Annotated in this window: 14 protein-coding genes; 4 read left to right on the plus strand and 10 right to left on the minus strand. The window is 64.3% G+C overall.

From position 1 onward, the window contains the following. Positions 1 to 2 precede the first annotated feature (2 nt). The 4 genes from rsmA to MMB74_RS04095 all read right to left on the minus strand — a co-directional run bounded on the left by rsmA (position 3) and on the right by MMB74_RS04095 (position 5,722). Positions 3 to 821 (minus strand): 16S rRNA (adenine(1518)-N(6)/adenine(1519)-N(6))-dimethyltransferase RsmA, encoded by an 819-nt coding sequence (gene rsmA, locus MMB74_RS04080; protein ID WP_277427322.1) that lies wholly within the window; start codon positions 819 to 821, stop codon positions 3 to 5. 71 nt (positions 822 to 892) lie between these two features. After that, positions 893 to 1,894, minus strand: a complete 1,002-nt coding sequence (pdxA, locus tag MMB74_RS04085; protein ID WP_277427323.1) for a 4-hydroxythreonine-4-phosphate dehydrogenase PdxA — start codon at positions 1,892 to 1,894, stop codon at positions 893 to 895. A gap of 11 nt (positions 1,895 to 1,905) precedes the next feature. After that, positions 1,906 to 3,273 carry a peptidylprolyl isomerase gene (locus MMB74_RS04090; RefSeq protein ID WP_277427324.1) on the minus strand — a complete coding sequence of 456 codons (1,368 nt, stop codon included), beginning with the start codon at positions 3,271 to 3,273 and terminating at the stop codon, positions 1,906 to 1,908. Positions 3,274 to 3,358: 85 nt separating this feature from the next. Continuing rightward, the gene (locus MMB74_RS04095) at positions 3,359 to 5,722 is read right to left on the minus strand and encodes an LPS-assembly protein LptD (RefSeq protein WP_277427325.1); all 2,364 of its coding nucleotides are present in this window, start codon (positions 5,720 to 5,722) and stop codon (positions 3,359 to 3,361) included. A 210-nt stretch (positions 5,723 to 5,932) separates the two neighbouring features. Here MMB74_RS04095 and MMB74_RS04100 point away from each other — a divergent pair, with 210 nt between their 5' ends. Both MMB74_RS04100 and murU read left to right on the plus strand, forming a co-directional pair. After that, positions 5,933 to 6,967 (plus strand): phosphotransferase, encoded by a 1,035-nt coding sequence (locus MMB74_RS04100; protein ID WP_277427326.1) that lies wholly within the window; start codon positions 5,933 to 5,935, stop codon positions 6,965 to 6,967. 14 nt (positions 6,968 to 6,981) lie between these two features. Further along, on the plus strand, positions 6,982 to 7,713 hold the full coding sequence (gene murU / locus MMB74_RS04105; protein ID WP_277427327.1) for an N-acetylmuramate alpha-1-phosphate uridylyltransferase MurU: 732 nt from the start codon (positions 6,982 to 6,984) through the stop codon (positions 7,711 to 7,713). 81 nt (positions 7,714 to 7,794) lie between these two features. On the opposite strand, the gene MMB74_RS04110 is transcribed toward murU, so the two are convergent. Continuing rightward, on the minus strand, positions 7,795 to 9,684 hold the full coding sequence (locus MMB74_RS04110; RefSeq protein ID WP_277427328.1) for an ABC transporter ATP-binding protein/permease: 1,890 nt from the start codon (positions 9,682 to 9,684) through the stop codon (positions 7,795 to 7,797). A gap of 188 nt (positions 9,685 to 9,872) precedes the next feature. Here MMB74_RS04110 and MMB74_RS04115 point away from each other — a divergent pair, with 188 nt between their 5' ends. Next, positions 9,873 to 10,271 carry an acyl-CoA thioesterase gene (locus MMB74_RS04115; protein ID WP_277427329.1) on the plus strand — a complete coding sequence of 133 codons (399 nt, stop codon included), beginning with the start codon at positions 9,873 to 9,875 and terminating at the stop codon, positions 10,269 to 10,271. 35 nt (positions 10,272 to 10,306) lie between these two features. On the opposite strand, the gene MMB74_RS04120 is transcribed toward MMB74_RS04115, so the two are convergent. Then, positions 10,307 to 13,438: an EAL domain-containing protein gene (locus MMB74_RS04120; protein ID WP_277427330.1), complete on the minus strand. Its 3,132-nt coding sequence runs from the start codon at positions 13,436 to 13,438 to the stop codon at positions 10,307 to 10,309. A gap of 270 nt (positions 13,439 to 13,708) precedes the next feature. Continuing rightward, on the minus strand, positions 13,709 to 14,185 hold the full coding sequence (locus tag MMB74_RS04125) for a nitrate reductase associated protein (protein ID WP_277427331.1): 477 nt from the start codon (positions 14,183 to 14,185) through the stop codon (positions 13,709 to 13,711). Between the two features lie 98 nt (positions 14,186 to 14,283). Here MMB74_RS04125 and fdhD point away from each other — a divergent pair, with 98 nt between their 5' ends. Then, positions 14,284 to 15,114, plus strand: coding sequence for a formate dehydrogenase accessory sulfurtransferase FdhD (gene fdhD, locus MMB74_RS04130; protein WP_277427332.1), 831 nt, complete (start codon positions 14,284 to 14,286; stop codon positions 15,112 to 15,114). Between the two features lie 51 nt (positions 15,115 to 15,165). On the opposite strand, the gene MMB74_RS04135 is transcribed toward fdhD, so the two are convergent. The 3 genes from MMB74_RS04135 to MMB74_RS04145 all read right to left on the minus strand — a co-directional run bounded on the left by MMB74_RS04135 (position 15,166) and on the right by MMB74_RS04145 (position 19,676). Further along, entirely contained in the window at positions 15,166 to 15,933 is a 768-nt protein-coding gene (locus MMB74_RS04135) for an enoyl-CoA hydratase (protein WP_277427333.1), read from the minus strand. An 87-nt stretch (positions 15,934 to 16,020) separates the two neighbouring features. Then, positions 16,021 to 17,220 (minus strand): acetyl-CoA C-acyltransferase, encoded by a 1,200-nt coding sequence (locus MMB74_RS04140; protein ID WP_277427334.1) that lies wholly within the window; start codon positions 17,218 to 17,220, stop codon positions 16,021 to 16,023. A 17-nt stretch (positions 17,221 to 17,237) separates the two neighbouring features. Then, a complete protein-coding gene (locus MMB74_RS04145) occupies positions 17,238 to 19,676 on the minus strand; it encodes a 3-hydroxyacyl-CoA dehydrogenase/enoyl-CoA hydratase family protein (RefSeq protein WP_277427335.1) in 2,439 nt (812 codons plus the stop codon). Positions 19,677 to 19,692: the final 16 nt, after the last annotated feature.

The raw sequence follows: 19,692 nt of genomic DNA on the forward strand, positions 1-19,692 counted from the left end.
CACTACCGCCCCGCCGCCAGCGCTTGCGCCACCCGCACGTACTCGTCGACGGGCACATCTTCCGCACGCCGCGCCAAGTCGAAGCCAAGCCCTTCGAAATCGACCTTGTCTCGATAGGCCGCTAGTGTATTGCGCAACATCTTGCGCCGCTGAGAAAACGCCGCCGTCACGAGCTCGCCGAACAGCCGCATATCGACGCTCGCCAGCTCGTGCGGCGCGTATGGAATCATCCGCACGATCGCCGAATCGACCTTCGGCGGCGGCTGGAACGATTCCGGCGGCACGTCGAGCAGTTTGTCGATCACGTATCGGTATTGCAGCATCACCGAAAGCCGCCCGAACGCCTTCGTGCCAGGCTCCGCCACCATCCGCTCGACCACTTCGTTCTGCAACATGAAGTGCTGATCGATCACGATCGGCGCAAACGCCATCAAATGAAACAGCAACGGGCTCGAGATGTTGTAAGGCAAATTGCCGACGATGCGCAGCGTCGGCTTCTCGCGCGTCGTGACGAGCGTCGAAAAATCGAAGGCGAGCGCATCGCCCGCATGCAGAGCGAGCCGCTCGCCGAACTTGTCCTGGAGCCGCGCGATGAGATCGCGATCGAGCTCGACGGCATGCAACGGCATCTCGGGCGTGGCGAGGCGTTCGACCAGCGGCTCGGTCAGTGCACCCAAGCCCGGCCCGATCTCGACCATTCGCTGGCCGCGCTCGGGAGCAATGAGCGAGACGATCGAATCGATGATGCCGAGATCGACGAGGAAGTTCTGTCCGAACCGCTTGCGCGCGAAATGGCCTTGATGCTGTCTGCTGGTGGACATCGAAATCGTGAGGAATCCGAAATAAGTCGAGAAACGCTGCGGCGAACAACCTCGCTGCAGGCGGCCGTCCGTCAGCCGCCGCGCCGGTTGCGGGCCATCGTAACGGCTGTGTCGATAGCCGCGATCATGCTGCCCGCATCGGCGCGCCCGGTGCCCGCGAGGTCGAGCGCGGTGCCATGATCGACCGATGTGCGAATGATCGGTAGCCCCAACGTGATGTTGACGCCTTCGCCGAAGGTCGCATATTTGAGCACAGGCAACCCTTGATCGTGGAACATCGCAAGCACGCAGTCGGCTTGATCGAGGTAGCGCGGCTGGAATAGCGTATCGGCCGGATAAGGGCCGCGCGCGTCGATGCCGCGCCCCGTCGCCACAGCGAGCGCGGGAGCAATGACATCGATCTCTTCCCGACCCAAGTAGCCGTTCTCGCCCGCGTGAGGATTGAGCCCGGTGACGAGAATACGCGGCACCGGTAAACCGAAATAACGGCGCAGATCGCGATCGATGATGGCGATGGTTTCGACCAGACCGTCGATCGTGAGCGCACCCGCCACATCCTTGAGCGGCAAATGCGTCGTCGCCAACGCCACCCGCAACGGACGATCGCCCGTGCCCGCCAGCATCATGACGACGCGCGGCGTAGCCGTGCGCTCGGCAAGATATTCGGTGTGCCCCGTGAACGGAACGCCGGCGTCGTTGATGGTGCTCTTTTGCAGCGGCGCCGTGACGATCGCGTCGAAAGCGCCGCCCAGCGCACCGTCGATTGCGTCGTCGAGCAAGCCCAGCACATACCGGCCGTTTGCCACATCGAGACGTCCCGCCTGCGCAGGCGCCGCCAATGCCCGATGCGCCACGCACACCCGCCCCGCGGCCAGCAACGCCGGCCAATCGACGCCGACGGCCTTAGCCCGCGCCTCGAGCAGCGCCGCATCTCCCAGCACCGCGAACCGCACCCCCGGCCAATGCGCCGCCGCGCCGGCCAGCGCCGCCGCCGTCAATTCCGGCCCCACGCCGGCAGGCTCGCCGGTCGTGATCGCGATGGTCAAGGCAGCAGTGCCGACGGCGCTCGTCATCGTCTAGCGGCTCACTGCTGCTGCCCAAGCGGGCCGCCGATCTTGTACTGGACGTAGGCCGAATCGCGCAATTGCCGCAGCCAATCCGAGTATGCTTGCTCGGCCTTGCGCTGACCGATCGCCTGGCGCGCCAAATCCAACTGCTGCTGCACCGAACCTTCCGCTTCGCGCCGGCCCAGCACTTGGATCAAGTGGTAGCCGTACTCGCTGCGCACGGGCTCGCTGATCTCGCCGTCCTTCAAGTTGTTCATGGCGCGCTCGAATTCCGGCACCGTTTCGCCGGGGCTGACCCAGCCGAGATCGCCGCCTTGCGACGCCGAGCCGTCTTGCGAGTACGTGCTCGCGAACTTGGCGAAATCGCCGCCCGCCTCGATCTGCTTGCGAATTTCGAGCAGCTTTTGCCGCGCCGCCCCTTCGGGCTGACCATCGCCGACGCGCACCAGAATATGGCGCACGTGCGTTTGCACGAGCTTGGGGGCGTCGGCCGCCGAACCGCCGATACCCGTGCGCCGGTCGACGAGCCGTACGATCTCGAAACCTTCGTCGGTGCGAATCAAATCCGGGGCGATCTCGCCCGGACGCAACTGGGACGCGGCAGCCACGAACGGCGCAGGCAGATTTCCCGGCGACTTGAAGCCGAGATCGCCGCCTTTGGCCGCATCGGCGGCCTGGGAGTTCTCCTTCGCCAGCGATTCGAACTTCGCTCCGCCCTTCGCTTGCTGAAGAATCGCCTCGGCCTTCTTCTGCGCGGCGTCGATCTCCGTCTGCGCCGCGCCGGCGGGCGCCTTCACGAGAATGTGTTCGATGCGCAAGTCTTGCTGCGCCCGCGCACCCGGCCCGCGCTGGCTGGCGATGTAGTTGGCGACCTCCGCATCTGACACCGTCACCTTGCTGTCGACCTCTTTCTCGCGCAGCTTCGACAGCGTGAGCTCGTTGCGCGCGTCGCGCGTGAAGACCGACCAAGGCACACCTTCGGCCTCGATTCGCGACCGATAGACGTCGAGCGACAAGTGATTGGCGGCGGCCAGACGCTGCAGCGTCTTTTGCACGGCCGCGTCATCGACGACGATGCCGTCTTCTTTCGCTTTTTCCAACTGGATGCGCTCGATCACCATTTGATTGAGCACCTGCGCGCGCAACTGGTCTTGCGGCGGCACCGGCGCGTGCTGTTGCTCCAGCCGCCGCCCAATGAGCCCCACGCGCTGATCGAGCTCGCGCGCGGTGATGACGTCGCCATTGACGACGGCCGCGACAGAGTCGACCGTTTGGCCGGCTTGCGGCTTCAGGGCTTGCGCCGCAGCCGGCGCGGCCGGCAGGAAAATGGCGGTGGCCACGGAGGCTGCCAGCGTTGCCAAGCGAACTTTATTCACGATTGCCACAGATGCTCCAAATGTCTCGGGTACGTGTGTCACGTGCCCTTTTTTGCGCATGCCTACTTGAATCCCGCTCGAATTCGCTCGGCGCTTACTCGTAATTGGTGAAACGAGCCAGCGGCGGCGGTGGCGGCGGCGGCTCCCGATAGCCCGCCACTCCGGCGCGGAACGCAGCCACGAGCCCGTTGTCGACGTTCGTGAAGCCCTTGAGCGTCAGTTGCGCAAGCACGTGTGTCGCCGACGTATGCTGCCCGGAGGAATTCAAGCCGTTCGCATAACGCTGCGCGCCGACGCCGAGAACCCAGCAATCGGCATCGTACTGGAAGCCGACTAGGCCGTCGACGAGGCGATGCCCTTGCAGATCGTAATTGAACCGCCCGACGGCATAGAGCCGACGCGTGAGCGGCCACTCCGCCGACAACAGCACCTGGTTGATCGCCTGATTGCTCAGCGTCGGATTCGCCCGCGTGTAGCGGTAGGCCACATTGAGCACCTTACGATCGTCGGGGCTGAAGCCGAAACCGATGCTCGATCGCACGAGTTGGTTGTCGTCCGCATTATATTGGAACGCTGTTTCCGAAGCGAAACCGGCGCCGAGCTTGAGCGAGGCGCCGAAGATCAGATCGGAATGCCCCGTGGCAGGCGTCGGGGTGCCCGTGGACAACGCCACGCGCTGATCCGTGAAGTAATACTCTTGCGCGAGCACGAACCGGGCGCGCTCGTCGCCCGTCGCCGCATCGATGAAACGCGTCGTCAAACCGGCCGTGAGGCGGTTCGCGTCGGCGATGCGATCATTGCCGACGAATGTGTTCGGCGTGAAGATTTCGGCAAGCCCGAAGTCGGACTCGGCCGTATCGAACAGCGGGGCGAACGCCTGATTGCGGTACGGCGTATAGACGTAGTACAGGCGCGGTTCCAGCGTCTGGATGTAATCCTGGCCGAATAGGCGCAGGGATCGATCGAATATGAGCCCCGTATCGAAGCTGAAGGTCGGAATCGATTCGGTGAACGCCTTCGGCTGCCCGGCCGGCGCCCCGGTCGAGATATTCCTGAGGTCGTACGAGGCGAAATGGAACTGCGCCTTCGGCACGACGAAATAGCCCGGGCCGACGATCCCATATGAGACGTACGGGTTGAACACCACCCGGTCGCCTTCGGTCGCATCGGCCGTGGTGATTCTGAAACGCGTGTAGTCAGCCTCGGCGCCGAAGTCGAAGCCACCGACGTTGTACTTGGTGTACTTCACGTTCAACTCGGGCTCGCGGCCGTACGGCGGCGTCGAGCCGGGTAACGTTTGCCAATGCTGCTCACGCGCGAGCACGGACCAGGGGCCGTTGCTATACGTCAGCCCAGCTTCCTGCTGAAACAACAGCTGCGTGCCGACGATGAACTGATTGCTGACCGACGAAAGGTCCTGCGTATACGTGTCGTCGGATACCTTGTTGTACGACACATAGGCGCCGAACCCGTGGCCGAGATTCTGGTTGTGCTGCCAGTAGACGGCGTAGCGGTTCTCGTGCTTGAGCGCATCGTTAGGCAGGAATTCACCCGTGAACGTGCCCGAATAGTTCGGCGACAAATAGCGGAACACCGCCTGAGTCTGCACGCCGCGCTTGGAGATGAGCCGCGGCGTCAACGTCAAATCGCGGTTCGGCGCGATATTGAAATAGTAAGGCAGCGACAACTCGAAACCATTGTTCGAGCCCATCGAGAACTGCGGCGGCAATAGGCCGCTGCGACGATCGCCCGTCAGCGGGAATGACAGCCACGGACTCGCGAAAATCGGCACCCCTTGAAAGAACAGGACGCCGTTGTGCGCCACGCCTTCCTCTGCGCCCGTATCGAAATCGAAGCGGCTGCCGCGGATATACCACGCCGGATCCGCGCACTGGCACGCGGTGTACGTCGCGCTCGTGAATTCGGAGCGCTCGCTGTCGAGCATATCGACGCGCGCGGCGCTGCCCGAGGCCCCGTTCAAGTTGAAATGGTATTTCGGCGAAGGCATGTAGCCCTCGCTCGCGCCCACCTTCAAATGCGCCTCGGGGCCAGCGAACAGGACCCCATTGTTGATCACGCGCACTCGGCCGTACGCGTCGGCCATATCGGTGTCCTGATCGTAGTGAAACGCGTCCGCCTTGACCACGGCCACGCCGCGCCGCAATTCGGCTGCGCCCTTGGCTGCGACGTCGCGGTCCGACGTCCCGTTCGCCTGGTCGGCCAGCACGAAGGTCGCAGGCGCGCTGCCCTGCTGCAACGGATGCTCGGTCAATTGCGGCGCCAGCCGCAAGCCCCAGGGGACGTCCGTCGGCTGCGGCTCGGCGGCCGCGCCCGTCAACTGTGCGTGCGACACGGCGGGCATCAAGCCGGGTACGGCGATGAGCGCCGCAACCAGCCGCCGCATGCGTGGCAACGCGTCGCCGGGAAAATTCTTGGAAAGGAGCGGTCTTGGCGGCATCTATCGTTTGGCGAATCGGCTCGAGGCTGGCGCGGCACCCATCGCACGTCGCCCGCTTCGGCCGCGACAGGCGGCGTTGCCGCGCAGCGCGCTTCGCGCGAGCGACGAGCAATCGAACGGGACCGTGCGAAAGCCGACACGGGAACTGGGGCGCAACACAAAAAGTCGTCGGGTATTATATGGCAAGACGTTTTACAGCCCGCACCCACGATGACCGATTCCTCCGCCGATATACGGCGCGATGCCCTCGCCGCCTGGCTCGGCACCTTCGCGCACCGCTACGGCCTCGCCCTCCAAACCCTCGCGCCCGCCTCCAGCGACGCCAGTTTCCGCCGCTATTTCCGGCTCGCGAGCGCCAGCGAGCACGGTGCGTCGCTGATCGCCGTCGATGCGCCGCCCCCCGAGAAATGCCGCGAGTTCGCGCAAGTGGCGCAGATGCTGTGCGATGCGGGCGTGCATGCGCCGCGCGTGCTGGAATGCGATCTCGACGACGGCTTCATGCTCGTCACCGATCTCGGGACGCACAGCTATATCGACGCGCTCGATTCCAACGATACCGCGCGCGCAAAGCCGCTGATGCGCGATGCGATCGGCGCGTTGATCCGCTGGCAGTCGAGCTCGCGAGAGGGGGTCCTGCCGCCTTTCGATGAAGCCTTCTTGCGCCGCGAGATGGAGCTGATGCCCGAATGGTATATAACGCGCCATCTCGGCCGCCAGGTCGATGAAAAGATGCGCGGCGTGCTCGATCGCACCTACGCGCTGTTGATCGCAAGCGCGCGAGCGCAGCCGCAAGTATTCATGTTGCGTGATTTCATGCCGCGCAATTTGATGATTTGCGAACCGAATCCGGGCGTGCTCGATTTTCAAGATGCAGTCTATGGCCCGATCAGCTATGACCTCGCCTCGCTACTGCGCGACGCGTTCATCAGTTGGGACGAGGCGTTCGAACTCGACTGCTTTGCCTATTACTGGGAACACGCAAAAAAGGCGGGCCTGCCCGTCGATCCCGATTTCGGCGAGTTCTTCCGGCAAATCGAATGGATGGGGCTGCAGCGGCACATCAAAGTGCTGGGGCTGTTTGCCCGATTGCATCACCGGGACGGCAAGCCGCGCTATCTGACCGACTTGCCGCGCTTTGTCGGGTACGCGCGCAAGGTATGCGAGCGCTATCGCCCGCTGGCGCCGTTCGCGCGCTTGCTCGACGATCTCGAAGATCGTTCGCGGCAAGTCGGCTACACCTTTTGAAAGCGGCCCAATCGATGACGCAGGCTTTGACGACGGCCATGATTTTCGCTGCGGGCCGAGGCGAGCGGATGCGCCCCCTCACCGACACGCGGCCCAAGCCATTGCTTTATGCCGGCGGCAAGCCGCTCATCGTCTGGCAGATCGAGCGCCTGGCGCAAGCGGGTATCGTCGACATCGTCATCAATCATGCATGGCTCGGCGAGCAGATCGAAGCAGCGCTCGGCGACGGTTCGCGCTTCGGCGTGCGGCTCGCCTATTCGGCGGAGGCCGTGGCGCTCGAAACCGCGGGCGGCATCGCACAGGCATTGCCGCTGCTCGAAACGAGCGGCGCGCCCGCGGTGTTTCTCGCCGTGAGCGGAGATGTGTTCTGCGAGTTCGACTACGCGCGCTTGCACGAGGCGGCCACGCGCCTGAAGGATTGCGAGCAGCCTGGCATGCATCTGGTCATGGTTCCGAACCCGCCGTTTCATGCGCGCGGCGATTTTGCCCTCGATGCCGCGGGGCGGCTTTCGCTCGACGGCGATCGGCGCTACACCTTCGGCAACATCGGCCTTTACGACACGCGCATGTTCCGCGGCTTGGCGCGCGGCGAACGCCGGGCGCTGACGCCCTACTATCGCGACACGATCGCAGCAGGTCGCGCAAGCGGCGAGCTGTACGAAGGACGCTGGGAAAACGTGGGAACGCCCGAGCAACTGCACGCGCTCGACGCGGCCCTGCGCGACGCGGCATCCGCTTCGCGCTAGCGGCGCGGGGCGGGCTGCGCAAATACCGGCGGCAAAGATCGAGCGGGGGCCGCCTCTAGCGGCTGCGCGCGGTCCGTCCTCTCAAGCGTCTTCACCGTGCGCCGCGGGCTCCGCCTGTGCGCGATGCGCAGCGCGCTGCTGCAATGCCCACATTTGCGCGAACGCGCCGCCCGCCTCGAGCAACTGCGCATGCGTGCCCCGCTCGACGATGCGCCCATGATCCATGACGAGGATCTGCTCGGCATGCACGATCGTCGAGAGCCGGTGTGCAATGACGAGCGTCGTGCGCCCGCGCGCAATTTGATCGAGCTCATGCTGGATCGCGCGCTCCGAGCGCGAATCGAGCGCGGAAGTGGCTTCGTCGAAGACGAGAATCGGCGGGCTCTTGAGCAAGGTGCGAGCAATTGCGACGCGCTGCTTCTCGCCGCCCGAAAGCTTGAGCCCACGTTCGCCCACGGGCGTTTCGTACCCCTTGGGCAAGCTTTCGATGAACTCGTGAATGTGCGCCGCGCGCGCCGCCGCGATCACTTCGTCGCGCGATGCCGTCGGGCGCCCGTAAGCGATGTTGTAGTAGATGGTGTCGTTGAACAGCACGGTGTCTTGCGGCACGATGCCGATCGACGCGCGCAGCGAATCTTGCGTCACGTCGCGCACATCCTGGCCGTCGATCGTAATCGCTCCGCCGCCCGCTCGGTCCAGGTCGTAGAAGCGAAACAGGAGCCGCGCCAGTGTCGATTTGCCGGATCCGCTCGGGCCGACGACGGCCGTCGTGGTCCCCGCCGGAATCGAGAACGTCACATCGTCGAGAATGATGCGCGTGCTCTCATAGCCGAAGCGCACGTGTTCGAACCGCACTTCGCCGCCGCGCACGACGAGCGGCGGCGCGCCGGGCGCATCGGGCACCTCGCGTGCCGCGCCAAGCAGCGAGAACATGCGGTCCATGTCCGTGAGGCTTTGCTTCAGCTCGCGGTAGACGACGCCCAGGAAATTGAGCGGGATATACAACTGCAGCATGAACGTGTTGATGAGCACGAGATCGCCCAGCGTGAGCTGTCCGGCCATGACGCCCTGCGTCGCGCGCCACAAGATGAAAACGAGCGCCGTGCCGATGATCGTTTGCTGGCCGAAGTTGAGCAGCGATAGCGAGTTTTGCGATTTGATCGCCGCGGCGCGGTAGCGCTGCAAGTTTTCGTCGTAGCGCCGCGTCTCCCATTCTTCATTGCCGAAGTATTTGACCGTCTCGTAGTTCAGGAGCGAATCGATCGCGCGCGAGTTGGCGCGCGAATCGAGCTCGTTCATCGTCCGGCGGAAATGCGTGCGCCATTCCGTGACTTTGACGGTGAACACGATATACACCGCCAACGCGATGAACGCGACGATCGCGTAGTACGCCTCGTATTTGACGATGAAAAAACCAAGCACGAGCCCAACTTCCACGAGCGTGGGCAAGATGCTGTAGAGCGAGTAGGAGATCAGTTGCGAAATGCCGCGCGTGCCGCGCTCGATATCGCGCGACATGCCGCCCGTCTGGCGCTCGAGATGGAAGCGCAGCGAGAGCGAATGCAAATGGCGGAAGACCTTGAGCGCCAATTGGCGTACGGCGCTTTCCGTCACCTTCGAAAAAAGGATCTCCCGAAGCTCGGTGAACAGCGACGTCGAGAGCCGCACGAGCGCATAGGCGACGACGAGCAGGCCGATGCCGCCGGCGAGCACGATCGCCGGTTCGTGCTGCGCGCGCCCCAGCGCGGTCAATTGGCGCATCGACGCGAGTCCATCGACGATGCGCTTCAACACGATCGGCACGCCGAGGTTCGCGACCTTCGCGCCGATCAGGCACGAAAGCGCGAACGCGACGCGCCACCTATACGCCGCGAGATACGGCAGCAGGGAACGGATCGTTTGCCAATCGCGGCGTTGGCTGCCCGCGGCGGGTGGCGGCGAAGGTTCGGACGAAGGGCTATGGCGATGCATGATGTGGACTGGAGCGAAGCCGCAAGGCGGCGGAACGAGCATCGGTCGATCGGCGGCCGAGGCAGCCAATGCGGGGCGCTGATGCCGCCGCCGCACTCTCTATGCGTTTTGCCCGTACAATTTCGCTGCTCGGGCTAGCGACCGTATTGTGGCAGGCTCGGCCCATTGTTGCAGAACCGGTACGCTCAATGACTATCTCGACCCCACTGCTTCCGCAAAAGACCTGCGCCTTGCGCGTCGTGCCTCAGCCCTCCGACGCCAACGTCCACGGCGACGTGTTCGGCGGCTGGATCATGGCGCAAGTCGACATCGCGGGCTCCATTCCCGCTAGCCGCCGCGCCAACGGCCGCGTCGCCACCGTCGCCGTCAATTCGTTCGTCTTCAAGCAACCCGTGTTCGTCGGCGATCTGCTCAGCTTCTACGCGGATATCGTCAAAACGGGCACGACCTCGATCACCATTTCGGTGGAAGTGTTCGCGCAGCGTATGAGCTTGGACGAGGAACTCGTCAAGGTCACCGAGGCCACGCTGACTTACGTCGCGACCGACGCCGATCGCCGCCCGCGCAAATTGCCCGAATTGAAGTAACCGCGCCGCAGCCCGCGACGCTCCGGCGGCGTGCGTCAGACCGCAATCGCGCGGCGTTCGGCGCGCGTGCGCTGCAGGAGCGCGGGGATTGCGTCGTGCGGCATCGGTCTCGCGAAGAAATAGCCTTGCATTTCATTGCAAGCGCGCTCTTTCAAGAAATCGAGCTGCGCGGCCGTCTCGACGCCTTCGGCGATCACCTGCAACTGTAGCGAATGCGCGAGCGCGATGATCGCCGACGTAATGGTTTCGTCGTCGCTCGATGCGCCGATATCCGACACGAACGAGCGGTCGATCTTCAACCGGTCGACGGGGAAGCGCTTCAAGTAGCTCAGGCTCGAATAGCCGGTGCCGAAGTCGTCGATGGCAAGGCCGATCCCCAACGCGTGCAGCTCGTTGAGCATCGTCACGGCCTCTTCGGCATTGTGCATGATCGTGCTTTCAGTTAATTCGAGTTCGAGGTACTGCGGCTCGAGGCCGGTTTCTTCGAGGATCGCCATGACGAGCTTGGCGATGTCGCCCTGCTGAAATTGCCGCGCCGACAAATTCACCGACACCCGGGCAGGCGGCAAACCGTCGTCCTGCCAGGCTCTGTTCTGCCGGCACGCCTCGCGCAGCACCCATTCGGACAACGGGCCGATGAGGCCGCTTTCTTCGGCCACGGGTATGAACGCCGAGGGCGGCACCAGCCCCACTTCGGGGTCGTGCCAGCGCACGAGCGCTTCCATGCCCACGATTTGCCCCGTTTCGATGTCGACTTGCGGCTGGTAGTGCAGCAAGAACTCGCCGTCGCGCAGCGCGCGCCGTAGCCGCCGCTCGAGATTGAGCCGCGCGCCCACGCTGGTGTTCATTTCCGGCTGGTAGAACTGGAACGTGTTGCGCCCCATGTCCTTCGCGCGGTACATCGCGAGATCGGATTTCTTCAACAGCGTTTCGACGTCTTCGCCATCCTGCGGGTACAGGCTCGCGCCCATGCTGCAGCCGACGTATAACTCCGTGCCGTCGAGCCAGACCGGCTCGGAGATCGTCGCGCGCACACGCTCCATCCATCCGATCAGCGTCTGCTCGGCGACGGCATCGGTCAGCACGATCACAAACTCGTCGCCGCCGTGGCGCGCAACCGTATCGCTCGGCCGCGCGCTGCGAGCGAGCCGCTCCGCAACGACGCCGAGCAGCCGGTCGCCGACGCTATGGCCAAGGCTGTCGTTGACGTTCTTGAAGCCGTCCAGATCGATGAAGACGACGGCGAGCGGTTTGCGGCGCGCGATGGCCTGATCGAGCCGCTCGCGCAGCAGATTGCGGTTCGGCAAGCGCGTGAGGTTATCGTAGTTCGCTTGGTATTCGAGCTGCTCCTGATAGCGGATGAGATCGGTGACGTCGTTGATCACGCCGATATGGTGCGTCGTGTTTCCGTCGGGGTTCGGCACCGGCGCGATGAACAGTTGATTCCAGAACAGCACACCGTCTTTACGATAGTTGCGCAGCACGGCGCTGACTTCCTTGTTCGCGGCCAGGCCTTCGCGAATGGCAACGAGCCCCTCCTGGTCGTGGTCGTCACGCTGCAGGAAACGGCAATCCTGCCCGATCACCTCCGCGGGATCGTAGCCGGTGATGCGCTTGAACGCCGGATTGGCATATTCGACGACATGGCCGCTTTCGGCGGCGGCCGTGATCAGAATCGCGTTGACGCTCGCATCGAGCGCGCGGCTTTGCAAGCGCAGTGCCAAGTCGGAGCGCTTGCGATCGGTCACGTCGGTATAGGAGCCGAGCACGCCGATGACCGTGCCGTCCCCATTGGTCAGCGGAAGCTTGCTCGTGATGCCCGCGCGATGCACGCCGTCGATGAGCACCTCGAACTCGTGGTTCATCTTGGGCACGCCGGTCGCGATGACTTCCTCATCGGCCTTGCGCAATGCATCGGCCAACTCGCCCCAAGGCATGTCACGGTCGGTTTTACCGATCACTTGCTCGGTGTATGCCAACCCGGCGTCGCGCGCGAACGCCATATTGCAGCCGAGGTAGCGCGAATCGCGGTCTTTCCAGAAGATGCGCTGAGGAATATTGTCGATGACCGTTTCGAGCATCTGGTTCGACCGCTGAGCCTCGGCCTCGGCCTTGATCTGCTCGGTAACGTCGTCGGCCAGCACGAACGTCGCGGGGCGGCCCATGAAGGTCAATGCGTGATTCGTGATGTCGGCGCTCAACTGCGTGCCGTCGTTGCGCCGATGCCGCCATACGCCTGCCGCCACCCGGCCACGCCGCGGCGACGCCTGCTCGCGCGCGAGGTGCGATTCGAGCCGCGCGAGTTCGTCGGGCGCGGACAACTGGCGAATCGTCATACCTAGAAATTCGCTTTCGCTGTAACCGTACTGCTCGACCGCCGCGGCGTTGACCGCGAGGAAGCCCAGCGTTTCGCGGTCGTACACCCACATCGGCACCGGATGCGCGTCAAACAGCTCCCGAAAGCGCTCGTCGCTGCGGCGCATGGCGCGCGCCACCCGAATCTTCGCGCGCGCGGCGCTTTCCCTGACGCCGAACGTGTAGATGAGCATGCCGCAACCGGCCGCCATCGTCACGATGAGCAGCAGCGTGGTAAGCCGCGTCGAATGGGCGGAAGCCGCGAGCGATGACTTGAGCGCCGCGTCTTGATGCCAGCGCAGCTTGGCGAGCGCCGCATCCACCAGATCGAGCGTCGCGCCGGCGCGCACGTAGGCGGGCGCCGCCCAAGCGCGCGCATCGGAGCCGTCGTCAGGGCTTTGGCGCGCGCCCACACTGTGCTGAGCCGCCCGCGCGAATGCCGCCCGGGTCTCGCGCTCCACGCCGTCCGCAAGGTCGAACAACACCCGCAGATCGCCGCGCACGGCCGTGTCGTCGGCCAGCGCCGCCCGCAATTGCGCCTCGTCGCGCTCGAGCGTCGCCTCGCGCTCTCGCTCGAGGGCATCGCCGATCGGCGCACCGGACTGCGCGAAACGGCCAAGCGCAGCCAGCCCGGCGCCAAGCGCCGTGCGATAGTCGTCGAGCTCGTGCTTGACGCTCATCGAGCGCATCGTGCGCAGTTCGGTAGCGCGCTCGCTGCGAATCTGCCCGTAGGCCACGAACACATTTGCGCCTATCGCAGCTGCGGCGACCGCGACGTTAATCAGCAGCCGTTTCGATACAAAGGAACTCATGGATTCCGAACGCCGGTCGTATCGAGCGCCGTGCCTTGATGCGAAATACCGGCGGGAAGCGCTCAGGGAGGGGCGGCGCGGCTGGGTAGCCTCCAAAACTGCGAACCTGCTCGGCCCTTCGATGTGGGACCGACGCGGGCCTTTGCGCGCCAACTTATGAATAACGGCAGGGTTGAGCGGCGGGTTGAGGGTCGTCGCAGAAAAAATTCGTTCGTAGCTTGCAAATCGCTTCGACGCCCGGCAGAGGTGGCGGCACGGCGTGCCGGGAGCTTACTCCATCAGCCCGAACTCGCGCATGGCCGGCACGAAATCATGGCTCGGTTCGCTTTTGCGGGTCAGTTTCGCCAGAACATACCGTTTAAAGGGGTCAAGACGCCCCCAGCGTTCGATGGTTGGGGCCGGAGCGCCGACGAGACGGCTGTGTTGCACGACACCATCGGGAATCGCGTCGGCCTTGCGCCAGACCGGCTCGGCGTCAGGCGTGAACCAATCGGGCTCGATGTTGGCGTGCGTGCGCATCATCTCGAACAGGGCATGATCGAAGTTCGGCTCGATCGCCGCGTCCTCTTCAACGGGAAAGCGGGCGAGCAAGGTGCGATCGGCATGCGGCAGCAGTTGCCATTGCGCGAGCGATATACGAAGACCGAAGCGGTCGAGGTTGAAGCGCACCGACATCGGCATATACGTGAGATCCTCCGACGATACGAGCTCGAAATCGAACAGCAGCGGCGTTTCATGCAATCCCATGGCAGAGTCCTTTGCGCGCTTGCGCCGGGTGAAGCGGGCACGCGGCGCCCGCTTCGGGTATTTTAGAAGGTCTGTACGAGACTGACCGAGGAACGACCTTGAACGACCCGTTGGAAAACGCCGAGGAGTGCGGCGCCATCGAGCAAGCAGTGCGCAGGCATCGTGACGGCCACGTCGAGGCGGCGCACGACCACGTCGGCCAGGAATGGCCCATAGCGCTCGTTTTCAACGGCATCTCGCACGCCGTGATGATGTGCACGCCGCGCGATCTGGAAGCATTCGCCGCCGGTTTTGCGGTTTCGGAAGGCATCGTCGAGCGCGCAAGCGATATTCGCGACATCGAGGTCACGTTCCATCGCGAAGGCGTAGCGACGCCGTATGCGCAAGTCGAATTGACGATTGCGCAGCAGGCGTTCGCCGCACTGAAAGCGCGCCGGCGGGCGCTGGCCGGCCGCACCGGCTGCGGGGTATGCGGCATCGAAAGCATCGAGCTGCTCGATCTGGCTCCCGAGCGCGTGCCCGATACCGGTTTCCTCGAGCGGCTCGCGCCCGGCGCGATTGCGCGCGCGGCGAACGAACTGCCGCTGCATCAAGCGCTCACGCGCATGACGGGCGGCCTGCATGCCGCCGCCTGGTGCGACGCCAGCGGTGCGATCGCTTTCGCGTTCGAGGATGTCGGGCGCCACAATGCGCTCGACAAGTTGATCGGCCGCCTCGTGCGCGATCGGCTCGACGCGACGAACGGCTTCGTCTTCCTATCGAGCCGCGCAAGCTACGAACTCGTGCGCAAGGCGGCGCGCGTCGGCATCCCGATGGTGGCGACGATATCGGCGCCGTCCTCGCTTGCGATCGCACTTGCGCGAGAAGCGGGAATTCGGCTCGTCAGCTTTTGCAGAGAGTCGAGCTACGTCGAGTACGACGCTTCGTAGGGCTGGCGCGGGCCTTTCGAAGAGCGGTCACGTCGATGCGGCGCGGCACGCCTAATCGAACTGCCGGAAATCCGGCTTGCGCTTTTGAAAGAACGCCATCATGGCTTCGCGCGCCTCGGGCGCCAGCAGCATCTTGCCGAAGTGCACGACTTCTTCCTTCATGCGCTCGGCGATCTCCTGCCCCTGTGCCCGCTTCATCAGCATCTTCGTCACACGCAGCGACGATGCCGGCAATGCAGCGAGCTTGACCGCTTGCGCGTGGGCGAACGCATCGACTTCGCGGGCCGGCAGCAAGCGATTGACGATGCCCATGCGATGCGCTTCCTGCGCATCGAACGCTTCACCGAGCAACAGCTTTTCCGCGGCCAGCGGGTAGCCGGCGATGCGCGGCAGAAGCAGGCTCGAGGCCGCTTCGGGGCACAACCCCAATTGCGAGAACGGTAACGAGAACGTCGCGGAATCGGCTGCATACACGAGATCGCAATGGAGCAGCAAGGTCGTGCCGATGCCCACCGCCACGCCGGCAACCGACGCGACGATCGGCTTCTCGGCGCCGCTGATGCGCCGCAAAAATTGCAGCACGGGCGCATCTTCGCTTCCGGGCGGCGATTTCATGAAGTCTTCGAGGTCATTGCCCGCACTGAACGCGCCCTCGCCCCCGCGAATCAAAATCGCCCGCACCGCCGCGTCTTCTTGCGCATCGGCCAGCGCGTCGGCCATGCTCTGGTACATGGCCGACGTGATCGCATTCTTCTTTTCCGGCCGGTTCAAAGCGACCGTCAGCACGCCTTCGGCACTGCGCTCAATCACGATGTCCATCGTCTCTCTCCATAAAAAACGGTTCGCGGCCCCGAAGCATCGACGCTCCGAAGCGCACGAACCGTCATGACCGGGTCGCGGTGTCGATCAGAGCCGCTCGATGATGCCCGCGGCGCCCATGCCGGTGCCGACGCACATCGTCACCATGCCGTACTTCAGGTTGCGGCGGCGCAGCCCGTGCACGACGGTCGCAGCGCGAATCGCACCCGTCGCGCCGAGCGGATGGCCTAGCGCAATTGCGCCGCCAAGCGGATTGACCTTCGCCGGGTCGAGTCCGAGCTCGCGAATCACCGCCAAAGACTGTGCGGCAAACGCTTCGTTGAGCTCGATCCAATCCAGGTCGTCCTGCGTGAGACCCGCGGCTTTCAACGCCGCCGGGATCGCTTCCTTCGGCCCAATGCCCATCACCTCGGGCGGCACGCCGCGCACGGCGAAACTCACGAAGCGCGCGAGCGGCGTCAGGTTGAATTGCTTCAGGATCTTTTCGGATACGACGATGAGCGCGCCCGCGCCGTCCGACGTTTGCGAGCTATTGCCCGCCGTGACCGATCCCTTGTTCGCGAACACCGCACGCAGCTTCGCCAACCCTTCGAGCGTGGTATCGGGACGCGGGCCTTCGTCGAGCGCGATCTCGCGCGTCTTCGTCTTCACTTCGCCCGTCGCCAAGTCGGGCACGCGCTCGACGATCGCGTACGGGGCAATCTCGTCCTTGAACTCGCCCGATTGCTGCCCGGCAATCGCCCTCTGATGCGATTCGAGCGAGAAGCGATCCTGATCTTCGCGGCTCACCTTCCAGCGCTCGGCCACGCGCTCGGCCGTCAGGCCCATGCCGTAGGCGATGCCGAAGTTCTCGTTCGTGTCGAAGATATGCGGCGACATCGACGGCGTATTGCCCATCATCGGCACCATGCTCATCGATTCGCAGCCGCCTGCGATCATCGCCTCGGCCTCGCCGACGCGAATGCGATCGGCCGCCATGGCAAGCGCCGTCACGCCCGAGGCGCAAAAGCGATTGACCGTGACGCCGCCGACCGACTGCGGCAAACCCGCGAGCAATGCGCCGATCCGCGCGACGTTGAGCCCTTGCTCGGCTTCCGGAATCGCACAGCCGACGATGGCGTCTTCGATCACCTTCGTATCGAGTCCGGGCACTTGGGCAACGGCCGACTTGATTGCGTGGACGAGCAGCTCGTCCGGCCGCGTGTTCTTGAACGCGCCGCGCGGCGCCTTGCCGATCGGAGTGCGGCTAGCGGCGACGATGTATGCGTCTTGCACTTGTTTGCTCATTTGCAGCTCCTGCCGAATTAGTTGCGCACCGGCTTGCCGGTCTGCAGCATGCCCATGATTCGCTCTTGCGTCTTTTGCGTGCCCAGCAGATCGACGAAGGCGCGACGCTCGAGCGCGAGCAGCCATTCTTCGTCGACGAGACTGCCTGCTTCGACGTCGCCGCCGCACACCGCTTCGGCGATACGCGAGGCGATCAAGAAGTCGTGCGCGCTGATGAAGTTGCCGTCACGCATGTTCACGAGTTGGGCTTTGATGGTCGATATTGCCGAACGCCCGGCCACGGGAATCTGCTTGGCCGGCAACGGCGGACGGTAGCCCGCCGCGGCAAGCGCGCGCGCTTCCTTCTTCGCCGTATCGAGCAATTCGAAGACGTTGAAGACGATAGTGTCCGACGGCTTCAGGTAGCCCATGGCGCGCGCTTCGAGCGCCGAGCCCGACACCTTGGCCATCGCCGCGTTCTCGAACGACTTCGAGAGGAACTTGAGCAATTCGCCGTTCGATGCGCCGACGCTCGCAGCCGCATCGGCGGCGCGCAGCGCGGCTTCCTTCAGCCCGCCGCCCGCCGGCACGAGACCGACGCCGACTTCGACGAGGCCGACATAGCTTTCGATATGCGCGACGCGCTTGGCGCTCTGGAGCATCAACTCGCAGCCGCCGCCGAGGGCGATGCCGGAGACCGCCGCAACGACGGGCACGTTCGCATACTTCACGCGCAGCATGCCTTGCTGGAATTTCTTGACGAACGGCTCGATGCCTTTGGCGCCGCCCATCATGAACGCGGGCATCGCCTCTTCCAAGTTCGCGCCGGCCGAGAACGGGCCGCCCGGCGTGCCGAGCTTGAGCGAGCTCGGCTGCCACACGACCACGCCCTTGTACGATTGCTCCGCGAGTTCGATCGCTTGCGCGAGGCCATCGAGCACGCCCGGGCCGATCGTGTTCATCTTCGTCTTGAACGAGACGATGACGACATCGTCTTCGCCGGCTCGGTCATCGACCCACGCGCGGACCGAATCGTTCTCGAACAGCGTCTTGCCGTAGCGCTTAGGATCGACGCCCGTCTCGCCCACGAGCGGCGCGCGAAATACTTGCTTACGATAGACGGGCAGCGTCGAACGCGGCTCGAATGTGTTCGATGCCGGCGACCACGAGCCTTCGTCGGTATGCACGCCGCCGCGTTCCGCGACCGCGCTCTCGAATACCCACCCGGGCAGCGGCGCATTGGCGAGCGCCTTGCCCGCCGCGATGTCCTCTTGCACCCACTGCGCCACTTGTTTCCAACCCGCGGCTTGCCAGCCTTCGAACGGACCTTCGTTCCAACCGAAGCCCCAGCGGATGGCGAGGTCGACGTCGCGCGCGTTATCGGCGATCGACGCCAAATGCACGGCGATGTAGTGGAACACGTCGCGGAAGATCGACCAGAGGAATTGCGCTTGCGGGTGCTCCGATTCGCGCAACAACTTCAGGCGCTCGGCGGAAGGACGCTTCAAGATGCGCCCGACCAATTCGTCGGCCTTCGCGCCGCCTTCGACGTACTCGCCCGTCTTCGCGTCGAGCACTTTGATGGTCTTGCCTTCTTTCTTGTAGAAACCCGCGCCGCTCTTCTGGCCGAGCGCGCCCTTGGCGACGAGCGCGGCCAGCACGGCCGGCGTCTCGTAGACGGGCAAGAAAGGATCGTCGGGCAGGTTGTCCTGCATCGTCTTGATGACGTGGGCCATCGTATCGAGGCCCACGACGTCGGCCGTACGGAACGTGGCCGACTTTGCGCGACCCAAGCGCGAACCCGTCAAGTCGTCGACTTCGTCGAAGCGCAAACCGAACTTGGCCGCTTCCGCGACGACCGCGAGAATCGAAAACACGCCGACGCGGTTGGCGATGAAATTGGGCGTGTCCTTGGCGCGCACGACGCCCTTGCCCACGACGCTCGTCAGGAACGATTCGAGATCGTCGAGGATCTGCGCCCGCGTGTGCGAAGTCGGGATCAGTTCGACCAGATGCATGTAGCGCGGCGGATTGAAGAAATGCACGCCGCAAAAGCGCGACTTCAATTCGTCGGAGAATCCATCGGACAGCTTGGTGATCGACAAGCCGGACGTGTTGCTCGCGAAGATCGCATGCGGCGCGAGATGCGGCGCGACCTTCTTGTACAGATCATGCTTCCAGTCCATGCGCTCGGCGATCGCTTCGATGACGAGATCGCACTCGGCGAGCTTGGCGATGTCGTCCTCGTAGTTCGCCGGCTCGACATAGCGGGCGTCGTCCTTGACGCCGAAAGGCGCGGGCGACAGCTTCTTCAGGTTCTCGATCGCCTTCAACGCGATCGCGTTCTTCGGGCCTTCCTTGGCCGGAAGATCGAACAGCAGCACCGGCACCTTGGCGTTGATCAGGTGCGCGGCGATCTGCGCGCCCATCACGCCGGCGCCGAGCACGGCCACCTTGCGAATGATCAGATTGCTCACGTCTATCCTCCTTCGG

It is taken from the genome of Trinickia sp. Y13 (genome assembly GCF_029522115.1).
Classification (GTDB): Bacteria; Pseudomonadota; Gammaproteobacteria; order Burkholderiales; family Burkholderiaceae; genus Trinickia.